Raw genomic sequence first — 26,592 nt, 5'->3', positions numbered from 1 at the left:
GGGTGCGCCTGCCGATATCGGCGGCCAGATCGGGCGCGAGGTCGACTCGGGCACACCACGCCTCCACCGCGTCACGATAGACAGCCAGCTTTCCGCGCGGCTCGGCGGGCACCATCGTCGGGGTTGGAATTTTGGCGAATGGCGAAGGGAATGCGAGCACGACGGAAGGCTCGCGCTGCTTCTCGGCGGGCACCTGCTCATGCGGTCGCAGCGCCAGTTCCGGCGCGCCCGCTCCGTCTCGAATGTCCGCCCGACCGTCACTGCGATCGGTGCGTTCCTGCCTTAGCGCCCTGAACAAACGCGCGGTCCTTCGTGCAACCCGGTTGATCCGCCAGAGCGGCCTTGCGTCAATTCCATGCCCTTACAAGGTTAAGACACGCCTAAGATTGTGGATTCGCGCGGGGGGTTTCGGCGGGGCCACTCTTGCGAGCGACGAGCCGCGATGCCACATTCCCGGCAATGGCCTACGACCGGAATGCCTCGGCACGAAACGACGCCCCGACCGGCGTGAAGGCCGTGCTCGGGCCGACGAACACCGGCAAGACCCACCTCGCGATCGAGCGCATGTGCGCCCATTCCAGCGGCATGATCGGCTTCCCGCTGCGCCTGCTGGCTCGCGAGGTCTACGACCGCGTGGTTAAGATCAAGGGCGAGAAGAGCGTCGCGCTCATCACCGGCGAGGAGCGGATCGAGCCGCCGAACGCGCGCTACCTGCTCTGCACGGCCGAGGCGATGCCGGTGACCGAGCGCTCGATGGCCTTCGTCGCCATCGACGAGGCGCAGCTCGCTGCCGACCGCGAGCGCGGCCACGTCTTCACCGACCGTCTGCTCCATGCACGCGGCCGCGAGGAGACGATGATCCTCGGCTCCTCGATCGCCGAGCCGCTGGTCCGCGCGCTCGTCCCCGGGGTCGAGATCGTCACCCGCCCGCGCTTTTCCACGCTGACCCACTCGGGCGCCAAGAAGCTGAGCCGCGTGCCGCCGCGCAGCGCCATCGTCGCCTTCTCATCCGAGCAGGTCTACGCCATCGCCGAGATGCTGCGCCGTTTCCGGGGCGGCGCGGCGGTGGTGATGGGCGCGCTCTCCCCGCAGACCCGCAACGCCCAGGTCGCGCTCTACCAGTCGGGCGAGGTGGACTATCTCGTCGCCACCGACGCGATCGGCATGGGGCTCAACCTCGATGTCGAGCATGTCGCCTTCGCGGGCCTCTCCAAGTACGACGGGCGCCGCCATCGCCGCCTCACCCCGCCCGAGATGGCGCAGATCGCCGGCCGCGCCGGGCGACACCAGAAGGACGGCACTTTCGGCACGCTCACCGGTTCTGGCGGGCACGATTCGGAGTTCGATCCGGAAGAGATCTACGCGATCGAGGAGCACCGTTTCGCCCCGCTGACCAAGCTGTTCTGGCGCGAGCCCGAACCGCGCTTCGACAGCCTCGCGACGCTCATCGCCGACCTCGAGACCCCGCCGATGCGCCCCGAACTCGCCCCCGCGCCCGAGGCGATCGACCTCGCCGTGCTCAAGCGCCTCGCGGACGAGGGCCCAGTGGCGGACACCGTGCGCGGGCTGGGCCAGGTCCGCCGCTTCTGGGACGTCTGCCGCCTGCCGGATTTCCGCCATCAGGGCGTGGAGACCCACTCGCGCTTCGTCGCTCGGCTGTGGCAGGACCTGCGTCAGGGCGAACTCGGCGCCGATTACGTGGCCGCGCAGATCGCCCAGCTCGACCGCACCGGCGGCGACATCGACACCCTGCAGGGCCGCATCGCCGCGATCCGCTCGTGGGCCTACATCTGCCAGCGGCCCGACTGGGTCCTCGCCCGCGACGAGATGGCGGCGCGCGCCCGCGCGGTCGAGGCCCGGCTGTCCGACGCGCTCCACAGCAAGCTAACGGAACGCTTCATCAACCGCCGCACCGCTGTACTGATGCGCAAGCTCGGCACCGATGCCGGCCTGCTTTCGGTCCGGCTCGAGGACGAGGAAGTGCTGGTCGAAGGCGAACACATCGGCGCGCTGCGCGGCTTTGCCTTCCAGGTCGATCCAGGCGCGCGCCTGTCCGATCGCAAGCTGCTGCTGGCGGCGGCGGAAAAGCACCTGTCGTCGCTCCTGCAGAAGCGTGCGGATACGCTGGTCGAAGCCCTCCACGAGGGATCTGCCGCCATCACACTGCAGGGCGGCGCGCTCGTCTGGGACGGCCAGAAGCTGGCGAGCCTTGCACCCGGGAAGTCGCTGCTCACCCCGGTCCTGGTGCCCGACCGCACGCTCGACGCCGTGCCCGCTCCTTCGCGCAAGGCGCTTGTCGCGGCGCTGGAAGCCTGGCTCGACACCGCGATCGCTCCCCTCGCCCCCTTGCGCAAGCTCGACGAGGCGAGCCGTGCACCCGATACCGGCCCGGACCTGCGCGCCTTGCTCATCACGCTGGTAGAGCGCGGCGGCATGGCCCCGCGCGAGGAGACCGGCGTCGACCGGCTCGACAAGGGACGCCGCACGATGCTGACGCGGCTTGGCGTACGCGTCGGCACGCTCGACCTGTTCGTGCCGGCGATGCTGCGTGCACAGGTGATCGAGCTGTGGCGCCAGCTCGCGCGGATTGCCGGCAAGCCCGATGCCGAAGCGCCCGCGCCGCAGATGGCGCCTGCCTTGGCCGCCTCGAACCGCCGCCCGCCGCTTGGCTACCGCAACCTCGGCAAGCAACTGCTGCGGCTCGACATGGCCGAGAAACTGCTGCGCGAGGCTCACGATGCCCGCGCCGGAGCCGAGCGCAGCCGCGCCGGCTTCGCGCTTGACCCGGCCCGCGCCGTCTCGATGGGGCTGACCACCGGAAGTTACGCCCGGCTGCTGCGCCTTGCCGGATTCCAGCCGCTGATGCCGCGCGCCCTCGCCGAGGCCGCCCATGGCCCGCCCGCCCCGGTCCGCTGGCGTTGGCGCCCGCCACGCCGCCAGGTCGAAGCCGAAACATCCGCCCCGATGCGGCGCGACGGCGCGTTCGCCGCACTGGCGGACATGGTGCGGTAATGCCCGCGGTTGGCGCGCCATGAGAGTCGACAAGCTCCTGTGGTTCCTGCGGCTCGCCAAGACCCGCCCGCTCGCACAGGCGCTGGCGGAGGAGGGGCACATTCGCCTCAACGGTCGCCGGATCGACCGCGCCCACGCGAAGATCGTTCCCGGCGATGTGCTTACGGTGCCGATAGCTGCCGGAGTCCGGGTGATAGAAGTCCTTTCCCTCCCCGCCCGCCGGGGACCTTCCTGCGAAGCGCAAGCCTGCTACAGAGTGCTTGACGGCGGGGCTCCTATTCCCATAGCAGCGCGCCAATCGAATGACGCCTGAAGGAAGGAAGCCGCACTCATGACGTACGTCGTCACCGACGCCTGCATCAGGTGCAAGTACATGGACTGCGTGGAAGTCTGCCCCGTGGACTGCTTCTACGAGGGCGAGAACATGCTCGTCATCAACCCGAGCGAGTGCATCGACTGCGGCGTCTGCGAGCCCGAGTGCCCGGCCGAGGCGATCCTTCCCGACACCGACAGCGGCCTCGAGCAGTGGATGGAGCTGAACGCCAAGTATTCGGCGGAATGGCCCAACATCACCTCGAAGGGCGAAGCGCCCGAGGACGCCGACGAGATGAAGGGCGTCGAGGACAAGTTCGAAAAGTTCTTCTCGCCGGAACCGGGCGAAGGCGACTAATTTCCGGATAGGTCGGCCGGACCCGGATTCGCCGGGTTCCGGTCTGCCGGACTGCGCGCGCTTTCGCTCGAAAACGCGCCATTTCAGGCCCCTAGGGGCCAATCCGGATGCGCAAAACGAAAACGTTTTCGCGGCTCTGGCAATTTTCCCATATCGGTGCTATATAATCGTCCAACTGCCCGAGCCCTCCGCTCGTTCGGCAGGCATCTTCATTTGTGAGGCAGGGTTCGAAAGCAGACGGTTGGGAGAGTGATCTGACCGGGCGGGAGGGCGTTATGCGCCCTCGGAGTCGCACCCCCGGTTCTCTTCCGATGCGCTACAACGGGAACCCTGCAGGTGAAAGGACGATACATGGCAACCAGGGCCGATGCCTTCGATGTTGGAGATTACGTCGTTTACCCCAAGCACGGCGTAGGTCGTGTCATCGAGTTGCAGAAGCAGGAAATTGCCGGGATGCAGCTCGAGCTTTACGTACTGAGGTTCGAAAAAGAGCGCATGACGTTGCGCGTTCCCGTCAACAAGGTCGAATCGATCGGCATGCGCAAGCTGTCGTCGGACAAGACCCTGCGCGAAGCACTACAGACCCTTACCGGCAAGCCCAAGGTAAAGCGCACCATGTGGTCGCGCCGCGCCCAGGAATACGAAGCCAAGATCAACTCCGGCGACCTCGTGTCGATCGCCGAAGTGACCCGCGACCTGTTCCGTGCCGACGACCAGCCCGAGCAGAGCTATTCGGAGCGCCAGATCTTCGAGGCTGCCTCGTCGCGCCTGGCCCGCGAGCTCGCGGCCATGGAAAAGACGGACGAGCCTGCAGCGCTCAAGAAGATCCTCGCGATCCTCAACGAGCATGCACCCAAGTACTACGACGCTCCTGAAACCGCCGCCTGATCCGGCGTTTCACGTGAAACACTGCAAGGGCCGTCTCCGCAAGGAGGCGGCCTTTCGCGTTTATACACATCCATTTAGCCGGCATTTCCGCCGAAGCGGCGCGGTCGTTCATTGCGTCGTCATCCGCGCCGTGTGAAGGTCGGGCATGATTCAAAAGCCTGCCCTCCTCGCTGCGCTTGTCGCCCTGCCGCTGCTGTCTGGCTGCGTCAGCACCGTCGCCAGCGTGGTCACCGCTCCCGTGCGCGTTGCCGGCAAGGCAGTCGACTGGACCACCACCAGCCAGTCCGAAGCCGACGAAAAGCGCGGCCGGCAGGTGCGCAAGCAGGAGGAAGAGCTCGGCAAGCTGGATCGCCGCTACCAAAAGCACCTCAAGGAATGCCGCGGCGGGGATGAAAAGTCCTGCGACATGGCGCGAGACGATTACGACGATATCCAGGCTGCGCGCCGGTACTAGCGCCAAACCCCATCGCTCCCGCCTAAGCCGCCGCGCGCCTTAGCCTGTCGTTGATGGCCGTGCCGATATCGCCCTCCGGGATCGGCGCCACCGCGATGCGCGGCTGCGCTGCCGCCGCCGCTTGGTGCAGCACCGCATAGAGCCGCGCCGCCGCCTCGGCGAGATCGCCGGACGCTGAAAGCGTGGCGTCGCCCGCTAGCGCGCCGAAGCCGATATGGAATTCGTCCGCTTCCGCCGCAGTCGCTCCCAGCCGCACCGGCTTGCCCGGCGCGTAGTGGCTGGCCAGTTGCCCCGGCGCCTCGATTGCCTGGGAAGTCACTGGCTCGCTCGCCGTGCCGAGCACCGCCGTGATCCGCGCCTCGGTGATGGGGCCGGGGCGCAGCACCTGCCAGCGCCCATCGCCCCGCAGTGCGACGATCGTCGATTCCAGTCCCGCCTCGCACGGCCCGCCGTCGATCACCGCGTCGACGTTAGCGCCGAGCGAGGCGACGACATGCGCCGCATCCGTGGGGCTCACCCCGCCGCTACGATTGGCCGAGGGCGCAGCGAGCGGCAGGCCGGTCTCGGCGATCACCGCGCGCATCACGGAATGCGCGGGACAGCGCAGCGCCAATGTCGGCAGCCCCGCCGTCACCGCAGCCGCGATCGGCGCGCCATCGCGCAGCGGCAGCACCATGGTCAGCGCGCCGGGCCAGAACGCTTCGGCCAGCTTCAGCGCCTCCGCATCGAAATGAGCCAGCACCTGCGCCGAGGCGAGGTCGGCGACATGCACGATCAGCGGATTGAAGCTCGGCCGCCCCTTCGCGCGGTAGATCGCTGCGACGGACTCGTCCCGATCTGCGCGCGCCGCGAGCCCGTAAACGGTCTCTGTCGGCACCGCGACAAGCCCGCCGCCGCGCAGCAGCGCTGCGGCAGCGGAAATGCCGTCCGGGCCGTCGTCGAGCATCACGGGTTTGCTGGCGTGGTCCATGCCCCGCCGCTATAGCCGCGCGCGACGAAAGCCAAGGAAAAGCGCGCGATGACCGGCCCCGAAGACCAAGCTCAGCTCCTCGCCCGCATTGCCGACGCGCTGGAGCGCCTTGCTCCGCCCGCCGTGCCGCAGACGGACTGGCTCGCGCATCCGGCCTACGTCTGGACCGGCAGCGCCGCGCGCGGCGTGGACCGCCTCGATGCCCCCGCGCTCGATCTGCTACGCGGGATCGACAACCAGAAGGAGCGCGTGGTCACCAACGTCGAGCGCCTCGCCGCCGGCCACGCCGCGCACGACATGCTGCTCTGGGGCTCGCGCGGGATGGGCAAGTCTGCCGTCCTGCGCGCCGCCATCCGCGCCGCCGACGCCGCCCATCCCGGCCGCATCGCCCTCGTCCAGGTCGCGCAGGAAGCCCTCGCGGGCGTATCCGCGCTGTTCGCCGCGCTGGGCAGAATCGACCGCGCCTTCCTCGTCTTCATCGACGACCTCGGCTTCGAGGACGGCGACGGCGCCGGCCCGCGCATCCTGCGATCCTGGCTCGAAGGCGGCGTCGAGGCCCGCCCCGCCAACGTCCGCCTCGCCGTCACTTCCAACCGCCGCGCCATCGTCGGCCGCTCAATGGCCGAGCAGGACGACCCCATCAATCCGCGCGACCTCGTCGACGAAAAACTCGCCCTCGCCGACCGCTTCGGACTCTCGGTGGGCTTCCACAACTGCGACCAGGACGCCTACCTCGCGATCATCGGCGGCTATGCAGGCGAGTTCGGGCTGGAGTGGGAACCGAGCGATGCTCTGGAATGGTCGCGCCGGCGCGGGGCTCGGTCGGGGCGTGTTGCGTGGCAGTATGTGAATGAACTGGCGGGCCGGGCCGGAAAAGCGATTTGAGGGAAGAGGCAGGGGAGCAAAGCCCCCCTGCACCCCCATTAATATCGACATTGCGCGCGCAGGGTCGTCGCTCACCCATCTGAAACTAGGTAGGATATAGCCTCCGGCGGTCATCGGAAAAAGACCGCCGGAAGCTATGAATCCCTATCGCTGGAAATGCGCACGCAGCGCATCTGCATGCGCGCGGCGACAAGACTAAAGGGGTCTGGGGCAACGGCCCCAGTCTTCCCCCTCTGCCCTTCAACCCATCAGGGCAGCAGCTTGTCGGCCTCCTTCCGGAAGCCCCCCATCAGCTCGCTCGGCGCGGTCGGGTCCTTGATTTCCTCGAGCGGCTTCATGTGCTCCGTCACGACCGGCTTGATCGCCGCCGAGGGCTGCGCGCCCGGCGAAATCACGCGCCAGACGATGCCCGCGGTGTCGTCGCTGACGAGGAGCCCGCCGGTCTTGTCCCAGGTGACCCAGGTCGGGCGGCCGTGGGTGTCGCCATTGTCCTTGAGGAAGCCCGTGAGCACCGGCTGCGGCTTCACGTCCTTCGGGTTGCCGTTGGCGTCGAAGGGCACGAACACGACGTCGTAGCCCGCCGCCGGGCGGCGGTTCCACGAGCCATGGCGAGCGATGAAGACGCCGTTCTCATAGCCCTTGCCCATGCGGTTGCCGCCGTTCGCGAAGGTCAGGCCCAGCACCGAGACGTGGGCGCCCATCGCGTATTCGGGCTTGCGGGTATATTCGATCATGTAGGTCTGCATCGGCCATTGGACGCGGTCGTCGAAGGTGGTCTTCCAGTAGACCCAGGGCCAGCCGTACTGTGCGCCCACCGGGACGTTGGTGAGGTAGTCGGGCACGAGGTCAGGGCCGAGCATGTCGCGCTCCTGCACGGTCGCCCACATCTCTCCGGTGGAGGGATTCCAGCCGAGGCCGTTGGGGTTGCGCATGCCCGCGGCGAACTGGCGGCGGCGGGCGGTGTCGACGTCGATCTCCCAGATCATCGCACGGCCCGCTTCAGCCTCCATGCCGCCATCGGCGATGTTGCTGGCCGATCCGACCGCGACGTAGAGGTGCTTGCCGTCCTCGCTCAGGAGGAGATTGCGCATCCAGTGGTTACCGGCGGGCGGCAGGTCCATCATCGTGCGCAGCGGCTTGCCTTCCAGCTTGGTCTGGCCGGGCGTGAAGGCGAATTCGAGCACCTTGTCGTGGTTGGCGACATAGAGCTTGCCGTCGCGGTAGGCGAGGCCCGAGGGGGAGTGCAGGTCGGCGGTGCGCAGCGTGGTCTTGAGCTCCGCCTTGCCGTCGCCGTCGGCGTCGCGCAGCAGGACGATGCGGTCGGGCGATGGATCGCCGGCGCCGACGCGGCTCATCATCAGGCCCATGACCGTGCCGACGAAGCCGCTCGGCTTGTTCCCCGCAGGCGCATTGGTTTCGGAGACGAGCACGTCGCCGTTGGGCAGCGTCAGCATCGTGCGGGGATGGTCGAGACCCTCGGCGAAGCGGGCGACGGCCAGTCCCTTGGCGGCCTTGGGCGCCTCTCCCGCCGCCCAGCCCACCGGCTTGGCAAGCGCGATGCTGGGCAGCCACTGCGGGTCGGGGTCGACCAGCTGCGGATCGCGGCCTGCCGTGGCGTCGCTCGGCAGGTCGGAGCTGTTGGCGTGCAGTCCCCAGTAGACCAGCCCGGCGGCAGCCAGGACAATCACGGTGGAGGCGATGGCGGTCTTCTTGACGATCGGGTGCATGGACAACGAGATAGGCGGACGCCGCCTAGCCGACAACAGAGAGTTGCGCTAACGGGTCGTTTGTAGTGCGGCACCGGCCCACGCCGCGAAATCCGCCCTCGGCGGGTTTTCAGATGGATCCATCATGTACGACTTTGCCGCTTACGCAGACCTTCCCAAGCCCGAACTCTACAGCGCCCTCGCCCGCGCGGCCGATGCGCTGGTGCAGGGCGAGCCCGACCCTGTCGCCAACATGGCGAACATCTCGGCGGTCATCTGGCAACTGGTGCCGGACCTCAACTGGGCCGGATTCTACCGCGCGATCGGCGACGAGCTGGTGCTGGGTCCCTTCATGGGCAAGCCCGCGTGCATCCGCATCCCCTTCGGCGTCGGCGTCTGCGGCACTGCCGCCGCGCTGGGATCGACTCAGGTGGTGCCGGACGTCCACGCCTTCCCCGGCCACATCGCCTGCGACGCGGACAGCCGCTCGGAGCTGGTCGTCCCAGTGCTGCGCGATGGCCGCGTGATCGCCGTGATCGACCTCGACAGCCCCACCGCGGGCCGCTTCGACGACGAGGATGCGGCGGGCATGCAGCTGATCGCGCAGGTCGCTTCGCTGGCGATCTGAGGCCCTGCCGGGACTCATTGCACCAGATCGGGACACCCCATAGCTAACTCCGCAAGAAGCTTGGTTTTCCGCGCAACAGGATGCTAAATCTCGCGTTAACTGATGGGACTAACCTCCCGGTCGCGAAAAGGTCTTCCCATGCGCCTCCATCTCCGTGCCGCCGGCTTTGCGGTACTCTCACTCGTCGCCAGCCCGGTACTCGCCCAGGCAGACTATGCCGGAGCGGACTACGCCAGCGACGACTATGCCGATGGCGGCTATCCGACCCGCGAATACACCCCGCCCCACAGCAGTAATGGATATGGCGGCGATGCGCGCGATGCCTGGCTGGCCGATTGCCGCCAGCGCCTGTCCTCGCGCGATTCGGGCGTCGGCGGCGCGGTGATCGGCGGACTCGTCGGCGGCGTCGCGGGCAATCGCATCGCCGGGCACGGCAACCGCACGGTCGGCACGCTCGCCGGAGCCGCCGTCGGTGCAGCGGCCGGCGCGGTGATCGACAAGACCGAGGACAACGGCCGCAACCGCGACGAATGCGAGGCCTACCTCGACGACTACTATGCGGGCTACAGCCAGCAGCCGGCCTATCCGGGCGGCCCTGTCTACGGCGGCTATCCGCAGCAGCAGCAGCAGCAGGCCTACTACCCCGCGCCGGGCTATGGCTACCAGGGGCAGCCTATGATGATGGTCCCGGTCCAACAGGCCCAGCCGAACTGCGTCGAGACGGTCGAATACGTCTACGAGGACGTGCCCGTCCGCCCTGCCCGCCGCGTCATTCCTCGCCGCAGCAAGGTCGTGCCGGACAAGCGCGTCAAGCTGATGCCGACGAAGTAAGGCGACCAGCCAGGCCAAGTCATCAATACACCCTTCGCTCGGCACGAACGGACGGGGTGATCTGCCGCTTTAGATCGCCCCGCCGGTGAGCCGCTGGCAGATCAGATCGAGTTGGTCGAGCGTCGAGTAGCGGATCGTCACCGTGCCCGAGGCCAGGTCGGCGTTGGAATCGATCTTGACCGGCAGCCCGAGGAATTCCTCGAGATGGTTCTGCACGGCGGCGATGTCGGCATTCGGCGTGCTGCCCTCGCGCGCGGTGCGAGGACGACGCGGGGCGGTGTCGCCGCGCTGCTTCTTGCGTACGAGCTTCTCGATCTCGCGTACCGACATCTGCTTGGAAACGGCCGCCTCGGCAATGTCCTCCGCCCCGTCGCAGCCGATCAGCGCGCGGGCGTGGCCCATCGACAATTCGCCCTTCTCGACGAGCGTGATGACACCGTCGGGCAGCGCGAGCAGGCGCTGGAAATTGGCGACATGGCTGCGGCTCTTGTCGACCATGCGGGCGATCTCGGCCTGGGTCATGCCTTCCAGTTCGGACAGGCGATTGTAGGCGCGCGCCTCCTCGATCGGGTTGAGGTCCTCGCGCTGGAGGTTCTCGATCAGCGCCAGCGCCATGACCTCGCGGTCGGTCAGCTCGCGCACCAGCGCCGGAATCTCGTGAAGCTGCGCCTTCTGCGCGGCGCGCCAGCGGCGCTCACCGGCGACGAGCTGGAAACGCCCGTTGTCGAGCGGGCGCACGATGATTGGCTGTATAACACCGCGCTGGGCGATCGACGCGGCCAGCTCCTCGAGCGCGGCTTCCTCGAACACGCGGCGCGGCTGCTGCGGGTCGGGCTGGATGTCGGCGATCGCAAGCACGGCGAGCCCGCCCCGCGAAGCCCAGCCGGTGCTGCCACCACCCTCGCCCGGCTGCGCCACCGGCTCCTCGCGCCGGGTCTCGCCCAGCAGCGCGCCGAGGCCGCGGCCGAGGCCCTTGGGCTTCTGGCGGGCCGGCGCCGGGTTCACGCTCAGGCGGACAATGGAGTCGTCGTTCATGCCGCTTTCCTCTTTTCGGGCAGCCTGGTGATCAGCTCGCGGGCGAGCGCCATGTAGGCGCGGCTGCCGGCGCAGGCATGATCGTAGATGAGCGCCGGAACACCGTGGCTCGGCGCTTCCGACAGGCGCACGTTGCGCGGAATGGTGGTCTCGAAGATCAGCTGGCCGAGGCAGGAGCGCACGTCCTCGGACACCTGCTCGGTAAGGCGATTGCGCCGATCGAACATGGTCAGCGCGATGCCGATGATGCCGAGGTCCGGGTTGAAGCGCTGCTGCACCCGCTCCACCGTGGTAAGCAACTGACTCAGACCTTCCAGCGCGAAGAACTCGCACTGCAGCGGCACCAGCAGGGTATCGGCGGCGGTGAGCGCATTCAGCGTCAGCAGGCCCAGCGAAGGCGGGCAGTCGATCAGGCAGACGTCATAGGGCAGGTCCGGAGCACGCAGTGCGCGCTGCAGCCGGTGCGCGCGGTCCTCACCGTTCACCAGCTCCACCTCGGCGCCGGACAGGTCCACCGTAGCGGCCAACAGGTCGAGGCCGGGAATCTTGGTCGGCATCACGCACTGCGAAACCGGCACGCCATCAACCAGCACGTCGTAGGACGAGGCATTGCGCGCGGACGCCGAAACGCCGATCCCCGTCGAGGCATTGCCCTGCGGATCGATGTCGATCAGCAGCGTCCGCCAACCGGTGGCGGCGAGCGCGGTGGCGACATTGATGGCGGTGGTCGTCTTGCCGACCCCGCCTTTCTGGTTGGCAATGGCGATGCGGATCATCTGCTCTTACCCTTCCCGCCGGCAAGCGTGCCGACAATGACGCCTGCCTGCGGGTCCGTGAGAGACTGTTCCACGTGGAACACATGCCGCCAGTTGCGAAGGTCCTGCAATTCTTGGCTGGCCGACTGCCCTTTCGGCAACAGCCAGATCGTGTCACTTGTGGAAAATCGCGAAGATAATGCCAGCAGCTTCTCCAAAGGAGCGAAAGCACGCGCGGAGATGACACCGCACGGCTGCGATTCGACGAGCTCGAGTCGCTGGCCGATCACACGCGCCTTTTCCAGGCCCATCGCGATTCGCGCCCGCTCGAGCCACTCGATACGCCGCGCGCGCGACTCGACCATGAGAACTTCATGGTCTGGTCGCAGCGCCGCGACGACAAGGCCGGGGAAGCCCGCCCCGGTGCCGAGGTCGAGCCATGGCAAAGTTGTTTCACGTGGAACATGCGGCAGCAGCTGTGCGCTGTCGACGATGTGGCGCAGCCAGACCTGATCGAGGCTCCGCGCGGAAACGAGATTCTGCCTCTGGTTCTCCTCGCGCAGCATGTCCACCAGCACCGCCAGCCGGTCCATTGCCGCGTCGTCGCATCCGGGCAGCGCGCGCAGCCAGTCGCGGGCCCACTCTTCCGTCGGCACATCCTGGCCGGGAACTTCCGAAATAGGCACTTCTGGGGTCGTGATCACGCGGCCTCCCTGCGGGCATGGACGAGGAGCGCGGCAAGAGCCGCCGGAGTGATGCCGGGGAGCCGCCCTGCCGCAGCGAGAGTCGCAGGCTGCGCGCGGCTCAGCCGCTCGACCATCTCTCGCGAGAGGCCGGCGATCCGGTCATAGGGGAACCCGTCGCCCAGCGGCAGCGCCTCGCTGGCGCGAAGGTCGCGCAGTTCGCGCTCCTGCCGTTCGAGGTAAGGCGCATAGGCGGCGTCTTCGGCCATCTCGTCGACGAGCGCCGCGTCTTCGCGCAGGCCCGGGTCGATCCAGGGCGAGAGGCCGGAAATGCCCACCCCGCCGAAGCGCAGCCATTCGCGCAGCGGCAGGCGGCCCGCGTCGGAGCGGACGGGGAGACCGGCGGCGGCCAGTTCGGTCGCCGGGATGGTCCGGTCCATCGCTTCCGACAAGGCGGCCTTCGCCTGCTCGCGCCGGGCGAACCACTCGCGCCGTTCAGCCCCGACAGTGCCCGCCTCGATCGCCAACGGGGTCAACCGGGTCGACGCGTTGTTCGCCCGTAGCCGCAGCCGGTATTCGGCGCGGGCGGTGAGCATGCGGTAAGGCTCGCTGACGCCGTGCAAGGTCAGGTCGTCGATCATCACCGCCATGTAGCTGTTGGCACGGTCTAGCGGCGGCGCTTCGCGGCCGAGAACAGCGGCGGCGGCGTTCATGCCCGCGCCCAGCCCCTGCGCGGCGGCTTCCTCATATCCGGTGGTGCCGTTGATCTGGCCGGCGCAGTAGAGGCCGGGGATCGCGCGCAGTTCCAGGCTGGTCCGCAGCGCGCGCGGGTCGATGTGATCGTACTCGACAGCGTAGCCCGGCACGACCATCTCGACCTGCTCCAACCCTTCCATGGTGCGCAGCATTTCGAGCTGCACGTCGGCGGGGAGCGAGGTGCTTATGCCGTTCGGATAGACCAGCGGCGTATCGAGCCCTTCGGGTTCGAGGAATATCTGGTGGCCGTCGCGGTCGGCGAAGCGGTGGATCTTGTCCTCGATCGAGGGGCAGTAGCGCGGCCCCTGTGCGCCGATCGCGCCCGAGAACAGCGGCGAGCGATGGAGGTTCGCACGGATGATGTCGTGGCTGCGCGGGTTGCTGCGGGTGATCGCGCAGAACACCTGCGGGACCTTGCGGCCCTGCCCCATCGCGGACATCGTCCACTCCTCGCCATCGGAGGGCTGCTCGTCGAGCCTGGCCCAGTCGATGGTCCGGCCGTCGAGGCGGGGCGGGGTGCCGGTCTTGAGGCGCGCCATCGGCAGGCTGGCCTCACGCATTTGCGCCGCGAGGCGCTGGGCCGAAGCCTCGCCGATACGGCCGCCCGTCAGGCGCTCTTCGCCCCGGAACAGCGTGCCGCCGAGGAAGGTGCCGGTGCACAGGACCACCGCACGCGCATCGAGGCGTGTACCATCGGCAAGGTCTACGCCGATCGCGCGGCCACCTTCGAGCACCAGCGCGGCGGCCTCTCCGGCGACGAGCGTCAGGTCGCTCTGCTCCGCCAGCAGCCGGTGGATCGCCGCCTTGAACAGCTTGCGGTCGGCCTGGACGCGCGGACCCTGTACGGCGCTGCCCTTCGAGCGGTTGAGCATGCGGTAGTGAATCGCAGAGGCATCGGCGGCTCGCGCGATGAGCCCGTCGAAGGCATCGACCTCGCGAACAAGGTGGCCCTTGCCCAATCCGCCGATCGCCGGATTGCAGCTCATCGCGCCGACCGCGTCGAGATCGAAGCTGACCAAAGCGACGCGCGCGCCCATGCGCGCGGCGACGGCTGCCGCCTCGCAGCCGGCGTGTCCGCCGCCGATCACGATCATGTCGAAGGAGTGCATGGCCGCGCCTTTACCGCAGTGCGGGATTCGCGTCAAAGCACCATGCGTCGAACCGGACGATGTTTCACGTGAAACATCGAGTTTCACTTTCCGATGCAGAAGCGTCCGAACAGCGCGTCGAGCATATCTTCGGTGGTGGCCCGGCCGACGAGGGCGTCGAACGCGACGCGAACCCGGCGCAGGCACTCGGCGACCAGCAGTGGATCGCGCTCTGCCAGCGCGGACAAGAGCGCACGTTCCGCCTCTGCCAGCAGCGCATGCTGGCGGGCATTCAGAGCGGCATCTCCCGGTCGTGGCATCGCCTGCCGCGCCGTCTCGACGAGATCGCGGCGCAGTGCGTCGAGCCCCTCGCCGGTGATGGCCGAGACGCGGTGCCGCGCCTCGCCCTTCACCGAGGCATCAGCGCGGTCTACCTGCGCGGAGATTTCCCACGCGCTTCCTGGCCCTTGCCCTTCGTCGCCCAGCCACAGGACGAGGTCGGCCCGCTCCAGCGCGGCTAGGGCGCGGTCGATGCCGATGGCCTCGATAGCGTCGGTGGTCTCATCGCGTAGCCCGGCGGTATCGGCGAATACGAAGGGCACGCCCTCGATCGCGACTGCGCGGGTCAGCACATCGCGCGTTGTGCCGGCGAGCGGTGCGGTGATCGCCGCCTCGTCCTCGACCAGCGCGTTGAACAAAGTGCTTTTGCCCGCATTGGGCGGCCCGGCGAGCACGACCCGGTACCCCTCGCGCAGGGTCTCGGCGCGGGGACGGGACAGCCAGTCCGAAAGCTCGGCGCCAAGCACACGAAGCCGCTCGGCGAAGTCGGGAGGAAGATCGGAAACGTCGTCCTCGTCGCTGAAGTCCAGCACGGCCTCGACCGCCGCCGAAGCGACCAGCGCCCGCTCGCGCCAGTCCTCGACCTGGGCGGAGAACACTCCGCCGGCCATGGCGATGGCACTGCGGCGCTGCAGTTCGGTTTCGGCGGAAAGCAGGTCGGCCAGCCCTTCGGCTTCGGCAAGGTCGATCCGGCCATTCGCGAAGGCACGGCGGGTGAATTCGCCCGGCGTAGCGCGGCGCAGGCCGGGCAGGTCACCGAGGGCACGTTCGGTGGCGGCTACGACTGCTCTACCGCCGTGTAGGTGCAGTTCGACGAGGTCCTCGCCGGTCGCGGTCCGGGGGCCCGGAAACCACAGGACGAGCGCGCGGTCGAGCACTGTTTCACGTGAAACACGCAAGGTCCGATAGCTGGCGCGGCGCGGTTCGGGGAGCCCGCAGAGGGCCTCCAGCGCGGCCCCGGCCTGCGGCCCGCTCAGGCGCACGACGGCGATGGCGGCAGGCGGCGAGCCGCTGGAAAGTGCGAAGATCGTGTCGTTCATGGCAATGGAGGCTAGCCTATCCGGAAAGCCGCTGGATCGGCTACTCGCCGTCTTTCTTGGGCTTGCCCGAGCCGCCCATGCCCATGGCCACCCCGTTGTCGATGAACTGCTGGAACAGCTTGAGGCCGAACTGGCCCATCGGCGCGATCTGCTTGGTCAGCTCGTTGAGCTGGTCGAAATTGCCCGTGCCCTTCATCGCGTTGGTCAGCGCATCGACGTAGACGTCGTTGGCGCGCGTAACGTCCGGCAGGCCGAGAAAACGGCGGGCTTCCTCCGGGGAGCATTCGACCTCGACATTGACCTTCATCAGCGGTCCTCCCGTTGGATTTTCGCCACCTAGCTGACACATGCGCTTGGCAAAGTCCATTGCAAGTGCCTAACTCGCGGCAACCGATCCGGCCTGCAACAGGAGTCCCTGATGTCCACCAACACCGAAATCCCGACGCTCGACAACGACGGCATGATCCCCGCTTACGTGGCCCGTCCCGAGGGTACACCGCGCGGCGCGATCATCGTCCAGCAGGAGATCTTCGGCGTGGACGCGGGCATTCGCAAGAAGGCCGACGACTGGGCGAGCAAGGGCTACCTCGCCGTTGCGCCTGACACCTTCTGGCGCCAGAAGCCCGGCATCGAACTCAGCCCCTATGACGAGGGAGAGTTCAAGCAGGCGATTGATGCCATGATGGCGCACGACTTCGACCTCGGCATCCGCGACCTCGAGGCCGTGATCCACTGGATCCGCCGCGAGGCGGGCGTCGCCAAGGTCGGCCTGGTCGGCTTCTGCATGGGCGGACGCATCGCCTACATGGTCGCCGCGCGCACCGACATCGATGCCTCGGTCGGCTACTACGGCGTGATGATCGACCAGATGCTGAACGAGAAGCACGCGATCGCGCGCCCCCTCATGCTGCACATTCCCACCGCCGATCACTTCGTGGATGAAGCCGCGCGCAATGCCATGCACGAAGGTCTCGACGACCACCCGCGCGTCACCCTCTACGATTACGAGGGTCTTGACCACGGCTTCGCCGCCGAGATTGGCGCACGGCGCGACGAGGCGGGCGCAGAGCTGGCGGATGGCCGCACCGAAGCGTTCTTCGCCGAGCACATCGGCTGAGCGCCATGACCACCGCATACCGCATGATCGTCCGCGCCCACGGCGGACCCGAAGTAATCGAGCGCGAGGACTTCGCCGTGCCCTCCCCCAGGGCCGGCGAGGTGGTGATCGAGACCGAGGCCGTCGGTCTCAACTTCATCGACACCTACTACCGCAAGGGCCTCTACCCCGACGCGCTGCCGATCAGCCTCGGCTCGGAAAGCGTCGGCCGGATCGTAGCAGTCGGTGAGGGTGTGACCGGGCTAACCGTGGGGACCCGCGTCGGCACCACGCAGAACGGCGGCGCCTATGCCACCCACCGCGTGATTCCCGCCGCCAAGGCCATGCGCATCCCCGAAGCCATCGCATCCGAGATCGCCGCTGCCGTCATGCTGAAGGGCCTGACGGCCTGCTACTTGGCCGAGGACACCTTCCCCGCCAAGGCCGGCCAGATCGCGCTCGTCCATTCGGCGGCGGGCGGGGTCGGCTCGCTGCTGGTTCCCTGGCTGCTCGACAAGGGCGTGACGGTGATCGCCCACTCGGGATCGCCGGAAAAGGCGGCGCAGGTTCCGGGCGAACATTCGCTCTCGTGCTCGTTCGAGGACCTCCCCGCCGCCGTGCGCGAAATCACCGGCGGGGCCATGTGCCATGTCGTCTACGACGGCGTGGGCGCGGCGACCTGGGACGCCTCCCTCGCCTGCCTCGCCAGGCGCGGCATGATGGTAAGCTATGGCAATGCCTCGGGCGCGGTGCCACCGATCGCGGTTCTGGACCTGATGCGCGCGGGCTCGATCTACCTCACGCGGCCTACCCTGGCCGATTACATCGCCACGCCTGAAATGCTGGCAAGCAGTGCGTCGAAGCTGTTCGACCGGATCGCATCGGGTGTCCTGCAGCCGAAGATCGGGCAGACCTTTCCGCTGGCAGATGCGGCTGAGGCGCACCGGGCGCTGGAGAGCCGGGCGACGACCGGGTCTACGGTACTGCTGCCCTGACATCCGATGACATTCAAGAAAAAGGGCCCGGAACATGTCGTTCCGGACCCCTTTGCTCATTCAGAACAGCGAGATGATCCCCAGGTTGGGATCGACCCAGCCTTCGTAGATCATCTTCGCCGCGACGTAGAGGATGACCACGAGCCCGACCCATCCGATCCAGCGATAGCGCTCGATGTACCGTGCGATGAAGTTCGCCGCGAGGCCCATCATCGCGACGGCCACGATCAGGCCGACGATGAGGATGCCGGGATGGTCGCGCGCCGCGCCGGCGACGCCCAGCACGTTGTCGATCGACATCGACACGTCCGCCACCGCCACCGAGATGGCCGCCGAGGCGAAGCTCTTGGGCGACTTGAGGCCAGAGCTTTCGTCGCCCTCGATCTCGGGCGAACCGGGTGAATGCCCGGCCGGGCTGTGATGCAGTTCGCGGTACATCTTCCACGCGACCCACAGCAGCAGCAGGCCGCCCGCGAAGATGAGGCCGACGATGCCGAGCAGCCAGGTCACGACAAGCGCGAAGCCGATCCGCAGAACCAGGGCCGCGATCACGCCGATGGCGATGACCTTCTTGCGCTGATCCGCGGGCAGACCCGCCGCGAGCGCGCCGACGACGATCGCGTTGTCACCGGCCAGCACCACGTCGATCATCAGCACCTGCAGGAACGCCGACAGCGCCGCGGGCGTGCCGATGTTCGAGAAGTCCTCAACGATGTGGTGCCAGATCTGGCCGGGCCCCTGGATCGCAGGGGCCGCGGCAGCGAGAATCGATAGGATGTCCAAGGTAGGTTGCCCCCTGCCCTAGCTTTACTGGTTCATCGTCGCGAAGAAGTCCTCGTTGGTCTTCGAGTCCTTCATCTTGTCGAGCAGGAACTCCATCGCGTCGACGGTGCCCATCTGCATGAGGATGCGGCGCAGCACCCACATCTTCGACAGCTGGTCGCGCGGCACGAGGAGTTCTTCCTTGCGGGTGCCGGACTTGCCGACGTCGAGCGCCGGGAAGATGCGCTTGTCGGCCACCTTTCGGTCGAGGACGATTTCCGAGTTACCGGTACCCTTGAACTCTTCGAAGATGACTTCGTCCATGCGGCTGCCGGTGTCGATCAGGGCCGTGGCGATGATCGAGAGCGAACCGCCCTCCTCGATGTTGCGCGCGGCGCCGAAGAAGCGCTTGGGGCGCTGCAGGGCATTGGCGTCGACACCGCCGGTCAGCACCTTGCCGGAGCTGGGCACCACGGTGTTGTAGGCGCGGCCAAGGCGGGTGATCGAGTCGAGCAGGATGACGACGTCGCGCTTGTGCTCGACGAGGCGCTTGGCCTTCTCGATGACCATTTCGGCGACCTGGACGTGGCGCTGGGCGGGTTCGTCGAAGGTGGAGGAGATGACCTCACCCTTCACCGAGCGCTGCATGTCGGTGACTTCTTCGGGACGCTCGTCGACGAGCAGCACGAGGAGGAAGACTTCCGGATGGTTGTCGGTGATGGCCTTGGCCATGTTCTGCAGGAGCACGGTCTTACCGGTGCGCGGCGGAGCGACGATAAGCGCGCGCTGGCCCTTGCCCTGCGGCGAGATGAGGTCGATCACGCGGGCTGACTTGTCCTTGACCGTCGGGTCGAGGCTGTCAAGCTTGAGGCGCTGGTCGGGATAGAGCGGCGTCAGGTTGTCGAAGTTGACGCGGTGACGGACCGCATCGGGATCGTCGAAGTTGACGGTGACGAGCTTGGTGATCGCGAAGTAGCGCTCGCCATCGCGCGGGGCGCGGATTTCGCCTTCGACGGTGTCGCCCGTGCGCAGGCCCCATTTGCGGACCTGGTTCGGCGAGACGTAGATGTCGTCCGGGCCGGCAAGGTAGTTCGCCTCGGGGCTGCGCAGGAAGCCGAAGCCGTCCGTCAGCACTTCGATGGTGCCCTGTCCGACGATTTCCTCGCCGTCCTCGGACACTTCCTTGAGGATCGCGAAGATCAGGTCCTGGCGGCGCAGGGTGGACGCGCCTTCGACGCCCAGTTCCTCGGCCATTTCGACCAGGTCGGCCGATGTCTTCTTCTTCAGTTCTTTGAGATGCATTTCTTGGGATTCCGGATGGAAATGAGAGTGTCGGCCGGCGGATCGATGGGCTTGGGGAAAGCTAATCCGGGCACGCGAACGGGTGTCGCGTCCCTGTGCCGGAACATCGCCGAGATAATCGCTGCCGTGGGCTTGGTCAACGAGTCAATCTGCAGGGCGGCATGTGGGCGGGCCGGGTGGAAATTCCGGCCGCCGGACCGGCTGGCTACTTGCCGCCTTCGTAGCGGCCGCGCCATTGCTCGAAACGTGCGGCGAGCGGGTCCATCTGGATGTGGCAGCGGGCCTTGTCTTCCTGATAGGTCTCGGGGCCATAGCCGGGCGCGTGGAGGATAGCCTCGAGCTGGGCGCCGATATCGAGCTGCGGCGAGCGCGATTCAATCCGGCCCAAATAGTAGAGCGCCCCGGCTTCCGCCTTGCGCCGCTGGTCACCCTGGACCTTGCCAGTGGCGACCGACAGGTAGGCGAGGCACCGCAGGTCGTCCTCATCTGCCTTAGGGAGCCCCGTGAGGGCCAGTGCGGCGGCAAGGACGGGGACGATCATGGGAAGGCTCCTAGAACGGCTTCACGACCACCAGGACGACGATCACCGCGATCGCAAGGCCGGGCACTTCATTCAGCAGGCGCAGCTTCTTGCCCGTTAGCGGACGTTCGCCCCTCGCCAGTTTCTTCGAATAGCCGACGAGCCAGCCGTGGTAGCCCGACAGCCCAAGCACGAAAAGCAGCTTGGCGTGCAGCCAGCCATCGCCCCAGGCGCCGATCGCGGTGGCGGTGAGGATGCCCAGCACCCAGGTCAGGATCATCGCCGGGGTCAGGATGATCTTGCGCAGCTTCGCCTCGCGGTCGATCCAGCGCAGTTCCTCCGCCGAGCCCGCTTCGGACTCCTGATGGTAGACGAAATAGCGCGGCAACATGAACAGGCCCGCCATCCAGAAGATCACGAAGATGACGTGACCGGCTTTGAGCCAAAGGTACGTGCTCGACAAAATCTGCTCCATGAAACCTCTTGTAGCGCGCAGGCGACCTGCCGGTCAGCCCCTTTTCCATCCCCTGACGGTCGCCAGCAGCCGCTCGACATTCGCGATCGGCGTGTGCTGGCCGATGCCGTGGCCGAGGTTGAAGACGTGGGGACGGTCCGCGAAGGCATCAAGCACCGCGAGCGCCCCGTGTTCCAGGTCTTCGCCCCCTGCGAGCAGCAGCAGCGGATCGAGATTGCCCTGCACCGGCATCCCGGCGGGAAGTTCGCGTGCCGCCCAGAGCGGATCGATGGTCTCGTCGATGCCCACCGCGTCCACGCCGGTTTCCCGCGCATAGGCGGGCAGCTTCTCGCCCGCGCCTTTGGGGAAGCCGATGATCGGAGTCTCGGGATGGCGCGCCTTCACGGCGGCAACGATGGCGGCATTGGGCGCGATGACCCAGCGAGTGAACTGTGCGGGGCTGAGCGTGCCCGCCCACGAGTCGAACAGCTGCACTGCCTCTGCGCCTGCTTTGATCTGCCCGCAGAGGTATTCCACAGTCACCTGAGTCACCGCATCGATGATGGCCTGGAACGCCGCCGGATCGCGGTAGGCCATGGCGCGCGTGTCGTGCTGATCGCGGCTGCCCTCGCCCGCGACCATGTACGTGGCGACCGTCCAGGGCGATCCGGCGAAACCGAGCATCGTCTTGTCCACAGCCAGCTGGCCGCGCACTTTCCGGACGGTTTCGTAGATCGGCGACAGTCGCTCGGGCACCGCGTCGAGGCTCTCGAGCGCGTGATCGACGAGCCGGGGAGAGAGTCTCGGCCCTTCGCCCACTAGGAACTGCAGGTCCTGACCCATCGCGTAAGGCACGATCAGGATGTCGGAAAACAGGATGGCGCCGTCGAAACCGAAGCGATCGATCGGCTGCAACGTAATCTCTGCCGCGGCGTCGGTATCGTAGACCAGCGCAAGAAAACCGCCCTTTTCGGCCCGGAGCGCGCGGTACTCGGGCAGGTAGCGTCCAGCCTGGCGCATCAGCCAGATCGGGCGGCCCGATTCAGAGTCCGTTTGAGCCCCGCGCAGGGTGTCGAGAAGCAGTCCGGGCATCGCGTTTTCGTCCACTCAAAAAAATATAGAGATTTTCTATAAGGTTGATGGAGGTAGTTGGTCCTGTGGATATCGGGGACGGCTGGGCATTGCCCGATTTGTACCCGGTTGAACAGGCCCAAGCCGCCGATGCGACTCTCCGGCCGTCATGAGTCAACGAAAGGTTGTTCGCCTTGTCCACAGGCTGTGGATCGAACTGTCCGGGCTGCGCAGAAACTGACTCGGTGAATCCCGGCAGTGGGCAGGAATCGCCGCTCACGAGTTGTCACCGGTTTGCTCCCGTGGTTTATGCCGGGACATATCCACAAGCGGTCCCGCCGGTTCCCGGCCCGCCGCCAAGAGGCCTCGCGAAGCCGACCATGGCACGACTTCACCTTCACCTGCTCTCTGACTCCACCGGCGAGACGCTGGAGATGATCGCCAAGGCCGCGCTCGCGCAGTTCGACGATTCCGACGTCCTGAGACACTTCTGGCCGATGGTGCGCTCGCAGCAGCACCTCGATCGCATCATGGCCGAGATCGCCGCTAACCCCGGCCTCGTTTTCTTCACGCTGGTCAACGAGGAAACGCGCGGCCGCTTGGAGGAACGCTGCCAGTCCCTCGGGCTCCCCGCGATCGCGGTGCTCGACGGAGTTACCGACGCGCTCGAAGCTCTGCTGGGCCAGGAGGCCAAGGGGCGGCCCGGCCGGCAACACCGGCTCGACGACGCCTATTTCGCCCGCGTCGATGCGATCCAGTTCACCATCGCCCACGACGACGGCATCGCCTGGGAGGAATGGGAGGAAGCTGACATCGTGCTCGCGGGAGTCTCACGCACCAGCAAGACGCCGACCTCCATCTACCTCGCCAACCGTGGCTACAAATGCGCCAACATCCCGATCGTGGTGGAGAGCCCGCCCCCGCCTTCGCTGTTCGGTCTGAGGCGTCCGCTGGTGGTTGGCCTCACCACCGCGCCCGACCGGCTGATCCAGATCCGGCGCAACCGCCTGCTCTCGCTCAGCCAGTCGCCCGATACCGATTATGTGGACAACGACGCGGTGGACAGCGAACTCAAATACGCCCGGCGCATGTTCGCCGACAATTCCTGGCCGGTGATCGACGTCACCCGCCGCTCGATCGAGGAGACCGCCGCCGCGGTCATCAACCTCTACAACGAGCGCAAGGCCGCCGGTGAAACCGGCCAGGTCGGCCCCAAGCCGATCTGATCTCGACTGACGGAAGCATCCATGATCGTCCTTGCATCCCAGAGCGCGTCCCGGCGCGCCATGCTCGAAGCCGCCGGAGTACCCTTCCGCGCGCAGCCCGCCCACGTGGACGAGCGGGCCGTCGAAGCGGCGCTGGGCGATGCGCCTGCGCCGCAGGTGGCGCTCGCCCTTGCGCGCGCAAAGGCTGAGGCTGTTTCACGTGAAACACCGGGCGAACTGGTGCTCGGCAGCGATTCGCTCGTTTCCTGCGGTGGCCGCCGGTTCGACAAGCCCGCGAGCCGCGACGATGCTGCCGCGCATCTGCGCTTCTTCTCGGGCAAGGTGTTGGAACTGCACAGCGCCGCAGCGCTGGTGCGCGATGGCGAGGTGCTGTGGGCCGAGGCTGCGCGGGCGGACCTTCATGTCGCCGAGCTGTCCGATGCCTTCATCGAATCTTATCTCGATGCCGAGTGGCCGGAAGTTGCCGCCTGCGTCGGCGTGTTCCGGATCGAGGCGCGGGGCGTACAGCTTTTCGAACGCATCGAGGGGGACTATTTCACGATCCTGGGCATGCCGCTGCTTCTGGTGCAGGCGGCGCTCCGCAACCTGGGAGTGATGGGCCAGTGACGGTGCCTTATGCAGAAGTGATCGGCGATCCGATCGCGCAGTCCAAGTCGCCCGCGATCCACAATTTCTGGCTCGGCGAGCTGGGGATCGAGGGACGCTACGCCCATTGCCTCGTCAAGCTTGAGGAACTCGCCGACTATCTCGACCGCCGCCGCGCCGATGTTCACTGGCGCGGCTGCAACGTGACGATGCCGCACAAGCTGGCGATCGTGTCCCTGCTCGACCGGCTCGATCCGCTGGCCGCCCGCATCGGCGCGGTGAACACCGTGGTGCGCGAGACCGACGGCACCCTCACCGGCTACAACACCGACGCACCCGGTTTCCTCGAGCCCGTTCGCGAGGAAGTGGACAAGATCCACCTGTTCCGCATGGCGCGCGTGCTCGGCACCGGCGGAGCGGCGCGGGCGATCGTGGCGGCACTGGCGGACGCGAAGTTCGTCATCGTCCTCGCCGGGCGCGACCCTGCCAAGGCGCAGGCCATGCTCGACGAACTCGCTCCGAACGGCGAACACCACGCCATAGCGTTCGACCATTTCGCCGACCCCACCGACTTCCCCTTCGACGACCGCGAGCGCTGTTTGGACCTCATCGTCAACGCCAGCCCGCTCGGCATGACCGGCCAGCCCCCCCTGCCCTTCGACTTCAGCCACGCGCCGCCGCGCAGCGTCGTCTACGACATCGTCACCAGCCCGCTCGACACCGATTTCCTGCAGCGCGCCCGCGCCGCCGGGTTCGAGACGGTCGACGGGCTGTCGATGCTCATCGGCCAGGCCGCCATCGCGTTCACTCACTTCTTCGGCGCCGAGGCTCCGCGCGAGCATGACGACGCCCTGCGAGCGCTGATCCAGTCGTGAGAATCCTGGGCCTCACCGGCTCGATCGGCATGGGCAAGTCGACCGTCGCGGCGATGCTGCGTGATCTCGACGTGCCGGTGTTCGACGCCGATGCCGCCGTCCACGAACTCCAGGGGCCGCGCGGCGCCCTGCTCCCGCTGATCGAGGATGCCTTTCCCGGAACCACCGGGCCGGACGGCGTCGATCGCCCCAAACTGGGGGCCGCCGTTTTCGGCGACAAGGAGGCGCTTTTGCGGCTCGAACGAATCGTCCACCCGGCCGTCGCGGCCATGCGCGGGGACTTTCTACGGGAAAATGCTGAGGCTCCGCTCGTGGTCTTCGACATACCCCTGCTCTACGAAAAAGGCGGTCATGAGGGCCTCGACGCCGTCGCCGTGGTCTCCGCCCCGGCCACCGATCAGCGCGCCCGTGTGCTCGCCCGGCCGGGCATGACACTCGAGAAATTCGAACAGATTCTGGCACTTCAGGTCCCCGATGCCGACAAGCGAGCCCGTGCCGATCACGTGATCGATACCGGCACGTCGCTCGCTGCGACCCGCGAACAGGTAGCCGGTATCGTGCGGACGTTGACCCGAGCCGATTAATCCCCTGCAAGGCCTTGCGCTCCGATGCGTCGAAGCAGATATGGAGAGGGATGAGAGAGATCATCTTCGACACCGAAACGACCGGATTTGACCCCAAAAACGGGGACCGAATGGTCGAGATCGGGTGCATAGAGATGATCAACCGGGTGGCGACGGGCCGCACCTTCCACGCCTATTTCAACCCCGAGCGCACGATGCCGGCCGAAGCCGAGGCGGTGCATGGATTGTCCGACGCATTCCTCGCCGACAAGCCGCTGTTCGGCGCGCTCGCACAGGACTTCCTCGACTTCATCGAGGACAGCCCGATGATCGCGCACAACGCCGGGTTCGACTTCAATTTCATCAACTTCGAACTGAACGTCTGCGGTCATCCGATCGTCGGACTGGACCGGATGGTGGATACCGTGGCGCTCGCCAAGGTGCGCCACCCGGGCGCCAAGCTGTCGCTCGACGCGCTCTGTTCGCGCTATGGGATCGACCGTAGCCACCGCACCAAGCACGGCGCCCTGCTCGACGCCGAACTGCTTGCCCAAGTTTACGTGGAACTGCGCGGAGGCCGCCAGATCGGCCTCGAACTCGTCGCGGAAACCACCGAAATCGTGACGGAAATCAAGGTTCTCACCACGAAGAACCGTATTTTCCGTCAGCCGCGCCCCCACGCGGCCACCGAGGAGGAACTCCTTGCTCACGCAGCGTTTCTCAAGTCGGTCGATACCCCGCTCTGGGGTGCCTGAACTCTAAAACAAGGAGAATACGCCCATGGATATTCGCGTCTCCGGTCACCAGGTCGATACCGGCGAGGCCTTGCAGGCCCACGCCAACGAACGGCTCACGGCGATCATCGAGAAGTATTTCAACCGGGCGCTGTCCTCGCACGTCACTTTCAGCAAGGCCCCCGCGGGCGCCTTCCGATGTGACATCATCATGCACGTGATGCAGAATCTCGTGCTCAAGGGCACTGGCAGTGCGCAGGACGCGCACATCTCGTTCGACCAGTCGGCCGAGAAGATCGACAAGCAGCTGCGACGCTACAAGCGCCGCCTCAAGGATCGTCACGAGCAGGCCGCCCATACGGCTTCCGTCGAAGAGGCGGCCTACATCATCTTCGAGGAATCGCAGGTCAGTGAAGACGAGGAGCATGAACCCGACGCTCCCGTCGTGATCGCCGAGACGCGAGTCGATGTTCCCGAGGCGACCGTTTCCGATGCGGTCATGATGCTCGACTTGCGCAATACTACGGCGTTGCTTTTCAAAAACGCTGGCACGGGACGCCATAATATGGTCTACCGCCGAGGCGACGGCTCGATCGGCTGGGTCGAGCCTCACTGACGCCCAAGGTTTGCGCCTGTTGGGCGTCACCACTTCTGATCTTCGACGAGAGG

The 26,592-nt window shown here is 67.0% G+C and carries 30 protein-coding genes; 17 read left to right on the top strand and 13 right to left on the bottom strand.

The window, feature by feature from the left end:
- The 6 genes from PMI02_RS19885 to PMI02_RS19860 all read left to right on the top strand — a co-directional run.
- Nucleotides 1–286: hypothetical protein (locus PMI02_RS19885; protein WP_036504671.1), on the top strand; the 286-nt coding region annotated here is incomplete at its 5' end.
- A 173-nt stretch (nt 287–459) separates the two neighbouring features.
- Nucleotides 460–3,012, top strand: coding sequence for a helicase-related protein (locus PMI02_RS19880; RefSeq protein ID WP_007686232.1), 2,553 nt, complete (start codon nt 460–462; stop codon nt 3,010–3,012).
- Nucleotides 3,013–3,031: 19 nt separating this feature from the next.
- Complete coding sequence (locus PMI02_RS19875) at nt 3,032–3,325, top strand: RNA-binding S4 domain-containing protein (protein WP_007686231.1); 294 nt, start codon at nt 3,032–3,034, stop codon at nt 3,323–3,325.
- A gap of 18 nt (nt 3,326–3,343) precedes the next feature.
- The gene (gene fdxA, locus PMI02_RS19870; RefSeq protein ID WP_007686230.1) at nt 3,344–3,682 is read left to right on the top strand and encodes a ferredoxin FdxA; all 339 of its coding nucleotides are present in this window, start codon (nt 3,344–3,346) and stop codon (nt 3,680–3,682) included.
- A gap of 351 nt (nt 3,683–4,033) precedes the next feature.
- Nucleotides 4,034–4,570, top strand: a complete 537-nt coding sequence (locus tag PMI02_RS19865; protein ID WP_007686228.1) for a CarD family transcriptional regulator — start codon at nt 4,034–4,036, stop codon at nt 4,568–4,570.
- 145 nt (nt 4,571–4,715) lie between these two features.
- Complete coding sequence (locus PMI02_RS19860) at nt 4,716–5,024, top strand: hypothetical protein (protein ID WP_007686226.1); 309 nt, start codon at nt 4,716–4,718, stop codon at nt 5,022–5,024.
- Between the two features lie 22 nt (nt 5,025–5,046).
- Here PMI02_RS19860 and PMI02_RS19855 read toward each other — a convergent pair whose 3' ends face one another.
- Complete coding sequence (locus PMI02_RS19855; RefSeq protein ID WP_007686224.1) at nt 5,047–5,994, bottom strand: L-threonylcarbamoyladenylate synthase; 948 nt, start codon at nt 5,992–5,994, stop codon at nt 5,047–5,049.
- 48 nt (nt 5,995–6,042) lie between these two features.
- Here PMI02_RS19855 and PMI02_RS19850 point away from each other — a divergent pair, with 48 nt between their 5' ends.
- Nucleotides 6,043–6,879 (top strand): DUF815 domain-containing protein, encoded by an 837-nt coding sequence (locus PMI02_RS19850; RefSeq protein WP_007686223.1) that lies wholly within the window; start codon nt 6,043–6,045, stop codon nt 6,877–6,879.
- Nucleotides 6,880–7,127: 248 nt separating this feature from the next.
- On the opposite strand, the gene PMI02_RS19845 is transcribed toward PMI02_RS19850, so the two are convergent.
- On the bottom strand, nt 7,128–8,606 hold the full coding sequence (locus tag PMI02_RS19845; RefSeq protein ID WP_007686221.1) for a sorbosone dehydrogenase family protein: 1,479 nt from the start codon (nt 8,604–8,606) through the stop codon (nt 7,128–7,130).
- A 124-nt stretch (nt 8,607–8,730) separates the two neighbouring features.
- Here PMI02_RS19845 and PMI02_RS19840 point away from each other — a divergent pair, with 124 nt between their 5' ends.
- Both PMI02_RS19840 and PMI02_RS19835 read left to right on the top strand, forming a co-directional pair.
- Nucleotides 8,731–9,213 carry a GAF domain-containing protein gene (locus PMI02_RS19840; protein WP_007686219.1) on the top strand — a complete coding sequence of 161 codons (483 nt, stop codon included), beginning with the start codon at nt 8,731–8,733 and terminating at the stop codon, nt 9,211–9,213.
- 138 nt (nt 9,214–9,351) lie between these two features.
- Nucleotides 9,352–10,044 carry a glycine zipper 2TM domain-containing protein gene (locus PMI02_RS19835; RefSeq protein WP_007686218.1) on the top strand — a complete coding sequence of 231 codons (693 nt, stop codon included), beginning with the start codon at nt 9,352–9,354 and terminating at the stop codon, nt 10,042–10,044.
- A 69-nt stretch (nt 10,045–10,113) separates the two neighbouring features.
- On the opposite strand, the gene PMI02_RS19830 is transcribed toward PMI02_RS19835, so the two are convergent.
- The 6 genes from PMI02_RS19830 to PMI02_RS19805 form a co-directional block, all read right to left on the bottom strand.
- On the bottom strand, nt 10,114–11,079 hold the full coding sequence (locus PMI02_RS19830; protein ID WP_007686217.1) for a ParB/RepB/Spo0J family partition protein: 966 nt from the start codon (nt 11,077–11,079) through the stop codon (nt 10,114–10,116).
- On the bottom strand, nt 11,076–11,855 hold the full coding sequence (locus PMI02_RS19825) for a ParA family protein (protein WP_007686216.1): 780 nt from the start codon (nt 11,853–11,855) through the stop codon (nt 11,076–11,078). Before PMI02_RS19825 ends, PMI02_RS19830 begins: the two co-directional genes overlap by 4 nt.
- Complete coding sequence (rsmG, locus tag PMI02_RS19820) at nt 11,852–12,538, bottom strand: 16S rRNA (guanine(527)-N(7))-methyltransferase RsmG (RefSeq protein ID WP_007686215.1); 687 nt, start codon at nt 12,536–12,538, stop codon at nt 11,852–11,854. Before rsmG ends, PMI02_RS19825 begins: the two co-directional genes overlap by 4 nt.
- On the bottom strand, nt 12,535–14,382 hold the full coding sequence (mnmG, locus tag PMI02_RS19815) for a tRNA uridine-5-carboxymethylaminomethyl(34) synthesis enzyme MnmG (RefSeq protein WP_007686214.1): 1,848 nt from the start codon (nt 14,380–14,382) through the stop codon (nt 12,535–12,537). The genes rsmG and mnmG overlap by 4 nt, the downstream gene beginning before the upstream one ends.
- 83 nt (nt 14,383–14,465) lie before the next feature.
- Nucleotides 14,466–15,740, bottom strand: coding sequence for a tRNA uridine-5-carboxymethylaminomethyl(34) synthesis GTPase MnmE (gene mnmE, locus PMI02_RS19810; protein ID WP_007686213.1), 1,275 nt, complete (start codon nt 15,738–15,740; stop codon nt 14,466–14,468).
- A gap of 40 nt (nt 15,741–15,780) precedes the next feature.
- The gene (locus tag PMI02_RS19805) at nt 15,781–16,047 is read right to left on the bottom strand and encodes a DUF6489 family protein (protein WP_007686212.1); all 267 of its coding nucleotides are present in this window, start codon (nt 16,045–16,047) and stop codon (nt 15,781–15,783) included.
- A 111-nt stretch (nt 16,048–16,158) separates the two neighbouring features.
- On the opposite strand from PMI02_RS19805, the gene PMI02_RS19800 reads away from it, so the two are divergent.
- Both PMI02_RS19800 and PMI02_RS19795 read left to right on the top strand, forming a co-directional pair.
- On the top strand, nt 16,159–16,857 hold the full coding sequence (locus tag PMI02_RS19800) for a dienelactone hydrolase family protein (protein WP_007686211.1): 699 nt from the start codon (nt 16,159–16,161) through the stop codon (nt 16,855–16,857).
- A gap of 5 nt (nt 16,858–16,862) precedes the next feature.
- Nucleotides 16,863–17,831, top strand: a complete 969-nt coding sequence (locus tag PMI02_RS19795) for a quinone oxidoreductase (RefSeq protein WP_007686209.1) — start codon at nt 16,863–16,865, stop codon at nt 17,829–17,831.
- 60 nt (nt 17,832–17,891) lie between these two features.
- Here the strand turns inward: PMI02_RS19795 and PMI02_RS19790 are convergent, their stop codons facing one another.
- The 5 genes from PMI02_RS19790 to hemE form a co-directional block, all read right to left on the bottom strand.
- Entirely contained in the window at nt 17,892–18,614 is a 723-nt protein-coding gene (locus PMI02_RS19790; protein ID WP_007686208.1) for a TerC family protein, read from the bottom strand.
- Nucleotides 18,615–18,638: 24 nt separating this feature from the next.
- The gene (gene rho / locus PMI02_RS19785; RefSeq protein ID WP_007686207.1) at nt 18,639–19,895 is read right to left on the bottom strand and encodes a transcription termination factor Rho; all 1,257 of its coding nucleotides are present in this window, start codon (nt 19,893–19,895) and stop codon (nt 18,639–18,641) included.
- Between the two features lie 205 nt (nt 19,896–20,100).
- Nucleotides 20,101–20,436, bottom strand: a complete 336-nt coding sequence (locus tag PMI02_RS19780) for a hypothetical protein (RefSeq protein WP_007686206.1) — start codon at nt 20,434–20,436, stop codon at nt 20,101–20,103.
- Nucleotides 20,437–20,446: 10 nt separating this feature from the next.
- Nucleotides 20,447–20,890 carry a CopD family protein gene (locus PMI02_RS19775; RefSeq protein ID WP_007686205.1) on the bottom strand — a complete coding sequence of 148 codons (444 nt, stop codon included), beginning with the start codon at nt 20,888–20,890 and terminating at the stop codon, nt 20,447–20,449.
- A 33-nt stretch (nt 20,891–20,923) separates the two neighbouring features.
- Nucleotides 20,924–21,961: a uroporphyrinogen decarboxylase gene (gene hemE, locus PMI02_RS19770; protein ID WP_007686203.1), complete on the bottom strand. Its 1,038-nt coding sequence runs from the start codon at nt 21,959–21,961 to the stop codon at nt 20,924–20,926.
- A 359-nt stretch (nt 21,962–22,320) separates the two neighbouring features.
- Here hemE and PMI02_RS19765 point away from each other — a divergent pair, with 359 nt between their 5' ends.
- Genes PMI02_RS19765 through hpf form a run of 6 tightly spaced genes read left to right on the top strand, consistent with a single transcriptional unit; the run spans nt 22,321 to nt 26,539 of the window.
- Nucleotides 22,321–23,166, top strand: a complete 846-nt coding sequence (locus tag PMI02_RS19765; RefSeq protein ID WP_036504666.1) for a pyruvate, water dikinase regulatory protein — start codon at nt 22,321–22,323, stop codon at nt 23,164–23,166.
- A 21-nt stretch (nt 23,167–23,187) separates the two neighbouring features.
- A complete protein-coding gene (locus tag PMI02_RS19760; protein ID WP_007686199.1) occupies nt 23,188–23,772 on the top strand; it encodes a nucleoside triphosphate pyrophosphatase in 585 nt (194 codons plus the stop codon).
- Nucleotides 23,769–24,626, top strand: a complete 858-nt coding sequence (aroE, locus tag PMI02_RS19755) for a shikimate dehydrogenase (protein WP_007686197.1) — start codon at nt 23,769–23,771, stop codon at nt 24,624–24,626. Before PMI02_RS19760 ends, aroE begins: the two co-directional genes overlap by 4 nt.
- Nucleotides 24,623–25,210 carry a dephospho-CoA kinase gene (gene coaE / locus PMI02_RS19750; protein ID WP_007686195.1) on the top strand — a complete coding sequence of 196 codons (588 nt, stop codon included), beginning with the start codon at nt 24,623–24,625 and terminating at the stop codon, nt 25,208–25,210. Before aroE ends, coaE begins: the two co-directional genes overlap by 4 nt.
- Nucleotides 25,211–25,260: 50 nt before the next feature.
- The gene (gene dnaQ, locus PMI02_RS19745; protein ID WP_007686192.1) at nt 25,261–25,944 is read left to right on the top strand and encodes a DNA polymerase III subunit epsilon; all 684 of its coding nucleotides are present in this window, start codon (nt 25,261–25,263) and stop codon (nt 25,942–25,944) included.
- A 25-nt stretch (nt 25,945–25,969) separates the two neighbouring features.
- Nucleotides 25,970–26,539 carry a ribosome hibernation-promoting factor, HPF/YfiA family gene (gene hpf, locus PMI02_RS19740; RefSeq protein WP_007686190.1) on the top strand — a complete coding sequence of 190 codons (570 nt, stop codon included), beginning with the start codon at nt 25,970–25,972 and terminating at the stop codon, nt 26,537–26,539.
- Nucleotides 26,540–26,592: the final 53 nt, after the last annotated feature.

It is taken from the genome of Novosphingobium sp. AP12, assembly GCF_000281975.1.
In the GTDB taxonomy this organism is placed as follows: domain Bacteria; phylum Pseudomonadota; class Alphaproteobacteria; order Sphingomonadales; family Sphingomonadaceae; genus Novosphingobium.
The sequence above is the reverse complement of the archived record's forward strand: the minus strand, read 5'-3'. Positions and strand labels throughout refer to the sequence as shown.

Coding starts and splice junctions, on each gene's coding strand:
- PMI02_RS19880 (WP_007686232.1), top strand. CDS start 460: ATGGCCTACGACCGGAATGCCTCGGCACGAAACGACGCCCCGACCGGC.
- PMI02_RS19875 (WP_007686231.1), top strand. CDS start 3,032: ATGAGAGTCGACAAGCTCCTGTGGTTCCTGCGGCTCGCCAAGACCCGC.
- fdxA (WP_007686230.1), top strand. CDS start 3,344: ATGACGTACGTCGTCACCGACGCCTGCATCAGGTGCAAGTACATGGAC.
- PMI02_RS19865 (WP_007686228.1), top strand. CDS start 4,034: ATGGCAACCAGGGCCGATGCCTTCGATGTTGGAGATTACGTCGTTTAC.
- PMI02_RS19860 (WP_007686226.1), top strand. CDS start 4,716: ATGATTCAAAAGCCTGCCCTCCTCGCTGCGCTTGTCGCCCTGCCGCTG.
- PMI02_RS19855 (WP_007686224.1), bottom strand. CDS start 5,994: ATGGACCACGCCAGCAAACCCGTGATGCTCGACGACGGCCCGGACGGC.
- PMI02_RS19850 (WP_007686223.1), top strand. CDS start 6,043: ATGACCGGCCCCGAAGACCAAGCTCAGCTCCTCGCCCGCATTGCCGAC.
- PMI02_RS19845 (WP_007686221.1), bottom strand. CDS start 8,606: ATGCACCCGATCGTCAAGAAGACCGCCATCGCCTCCACCGTGATTGTC.
- PMI02_RS19840 (WP_007686219.1), top strand. CDS start 8,731: ATGTACGACTTTGCCGCTTACGCAGACCTTCCCAAGCCCGAACTCTAC.
- PMI02_RS19835 (WP_007686218.1), top strand. CDS start 9,352: ATGCGCCTCCATCTCCGTGCCGCCGGCTTTGCGGTACTCTCACTCGTC.
- PMI02_RS19830 (WP_007686217.1), bottom strand. CDS start 11,079: ATGAACGACGACTCCATTGTCCGCCTGAGCGTGAACCCGGCGCCGGCC.
- PMI02_RS19825 (WP_007686216.1), bottom strand. CDS start 11,855: ATGATCCGCATCGCCATTGCCAACCAGAAAGGCGGGGTCGGCAAGACG.
- mnmG (WP_007686214.1), bottom strand. CDS start 14,382: ATGCACTCCTTCGACATGATCGTGATCGGCGGCGGACACGCCGGCTGC.
- mnmE (WP_007686213.1), bottom strand. CDS start 15,740: ATGAACGACACGATCTTCGCACTTTCCAGCGGCTCGCCGCCTGCCGCC.
- PMI02_RS19805 (WP_007686212.1), bottom strand. CDS start 16,047: ATGAAGGTCAATGTCGAGGTCGAATGCTCCCCGGAGGAAGCCCGCCGT.
- PMI02_RS19800 (WP_007686211.1), top strand. CDS start 16,159: ATGTCCACCAACACCGAAATCCCGACGCTCGACAACGACGGCATGATC.
- PMI02_RS19795 (WP_007686209.1), top strand. CDS start 16,863: ATGACCACCGCATACCGCATGATCGTCCGCGCCCACGGCGGACCCGAA.
- rho (WP_007686207.1), bottom strand. CDS start 19,895: ATGCATCTCAAAGAACTGAAGAAGAAGACATCGGCCGACCTGGTCGAA.
- PMI02_RS19780 (WP_007686206.1), bottom strand. CDS start 20,436: ATGATCGTCCCCGTCCTTGCCGCCGCACTGGCCCTCACGGGGCTCCCT.
- PMI02_RS19775 (WP_007686205.1), bottom strand. CDS start 20,890: ATGGAGCAGATTTTGTCGAGCACGTACCTTTGGCTCAAAGCCGGTCAC.
- hemE (WP_007686203.1), bottom strand. CDS start 21,961: ATGCCCGGACTGCTTCTCGACACCCTGCGCGGGGCTCAAACGGACTCT.
- PMI02_RS19765 (WP_036504666.1), top strand. CDS start 22,321: ATGGCACGACTTCACCTTCACCTGCTCTCTGACTCCACCGGCGAGACG.
- PMI02_RS19760 (WP_007686199.1), top strand. CDS start 23,188: ATGATCGTCCTTGCATCCCAGAGCGCGTCCCGGCGCGCCATGCTCGAA.
- dnaQ (WP_007686192.1), top strand. CDS start 25,261: ATGAGAGAGATCATCTTCGACACCGAAACGACCGGATTTGACCCCAAA.
- hpf (WP_007686190.1), top strand. CDS start 25,970: ATGGATATTCGCGTCTCCGGTCACCAGGTCGATACCGGCGAGGCCTTG.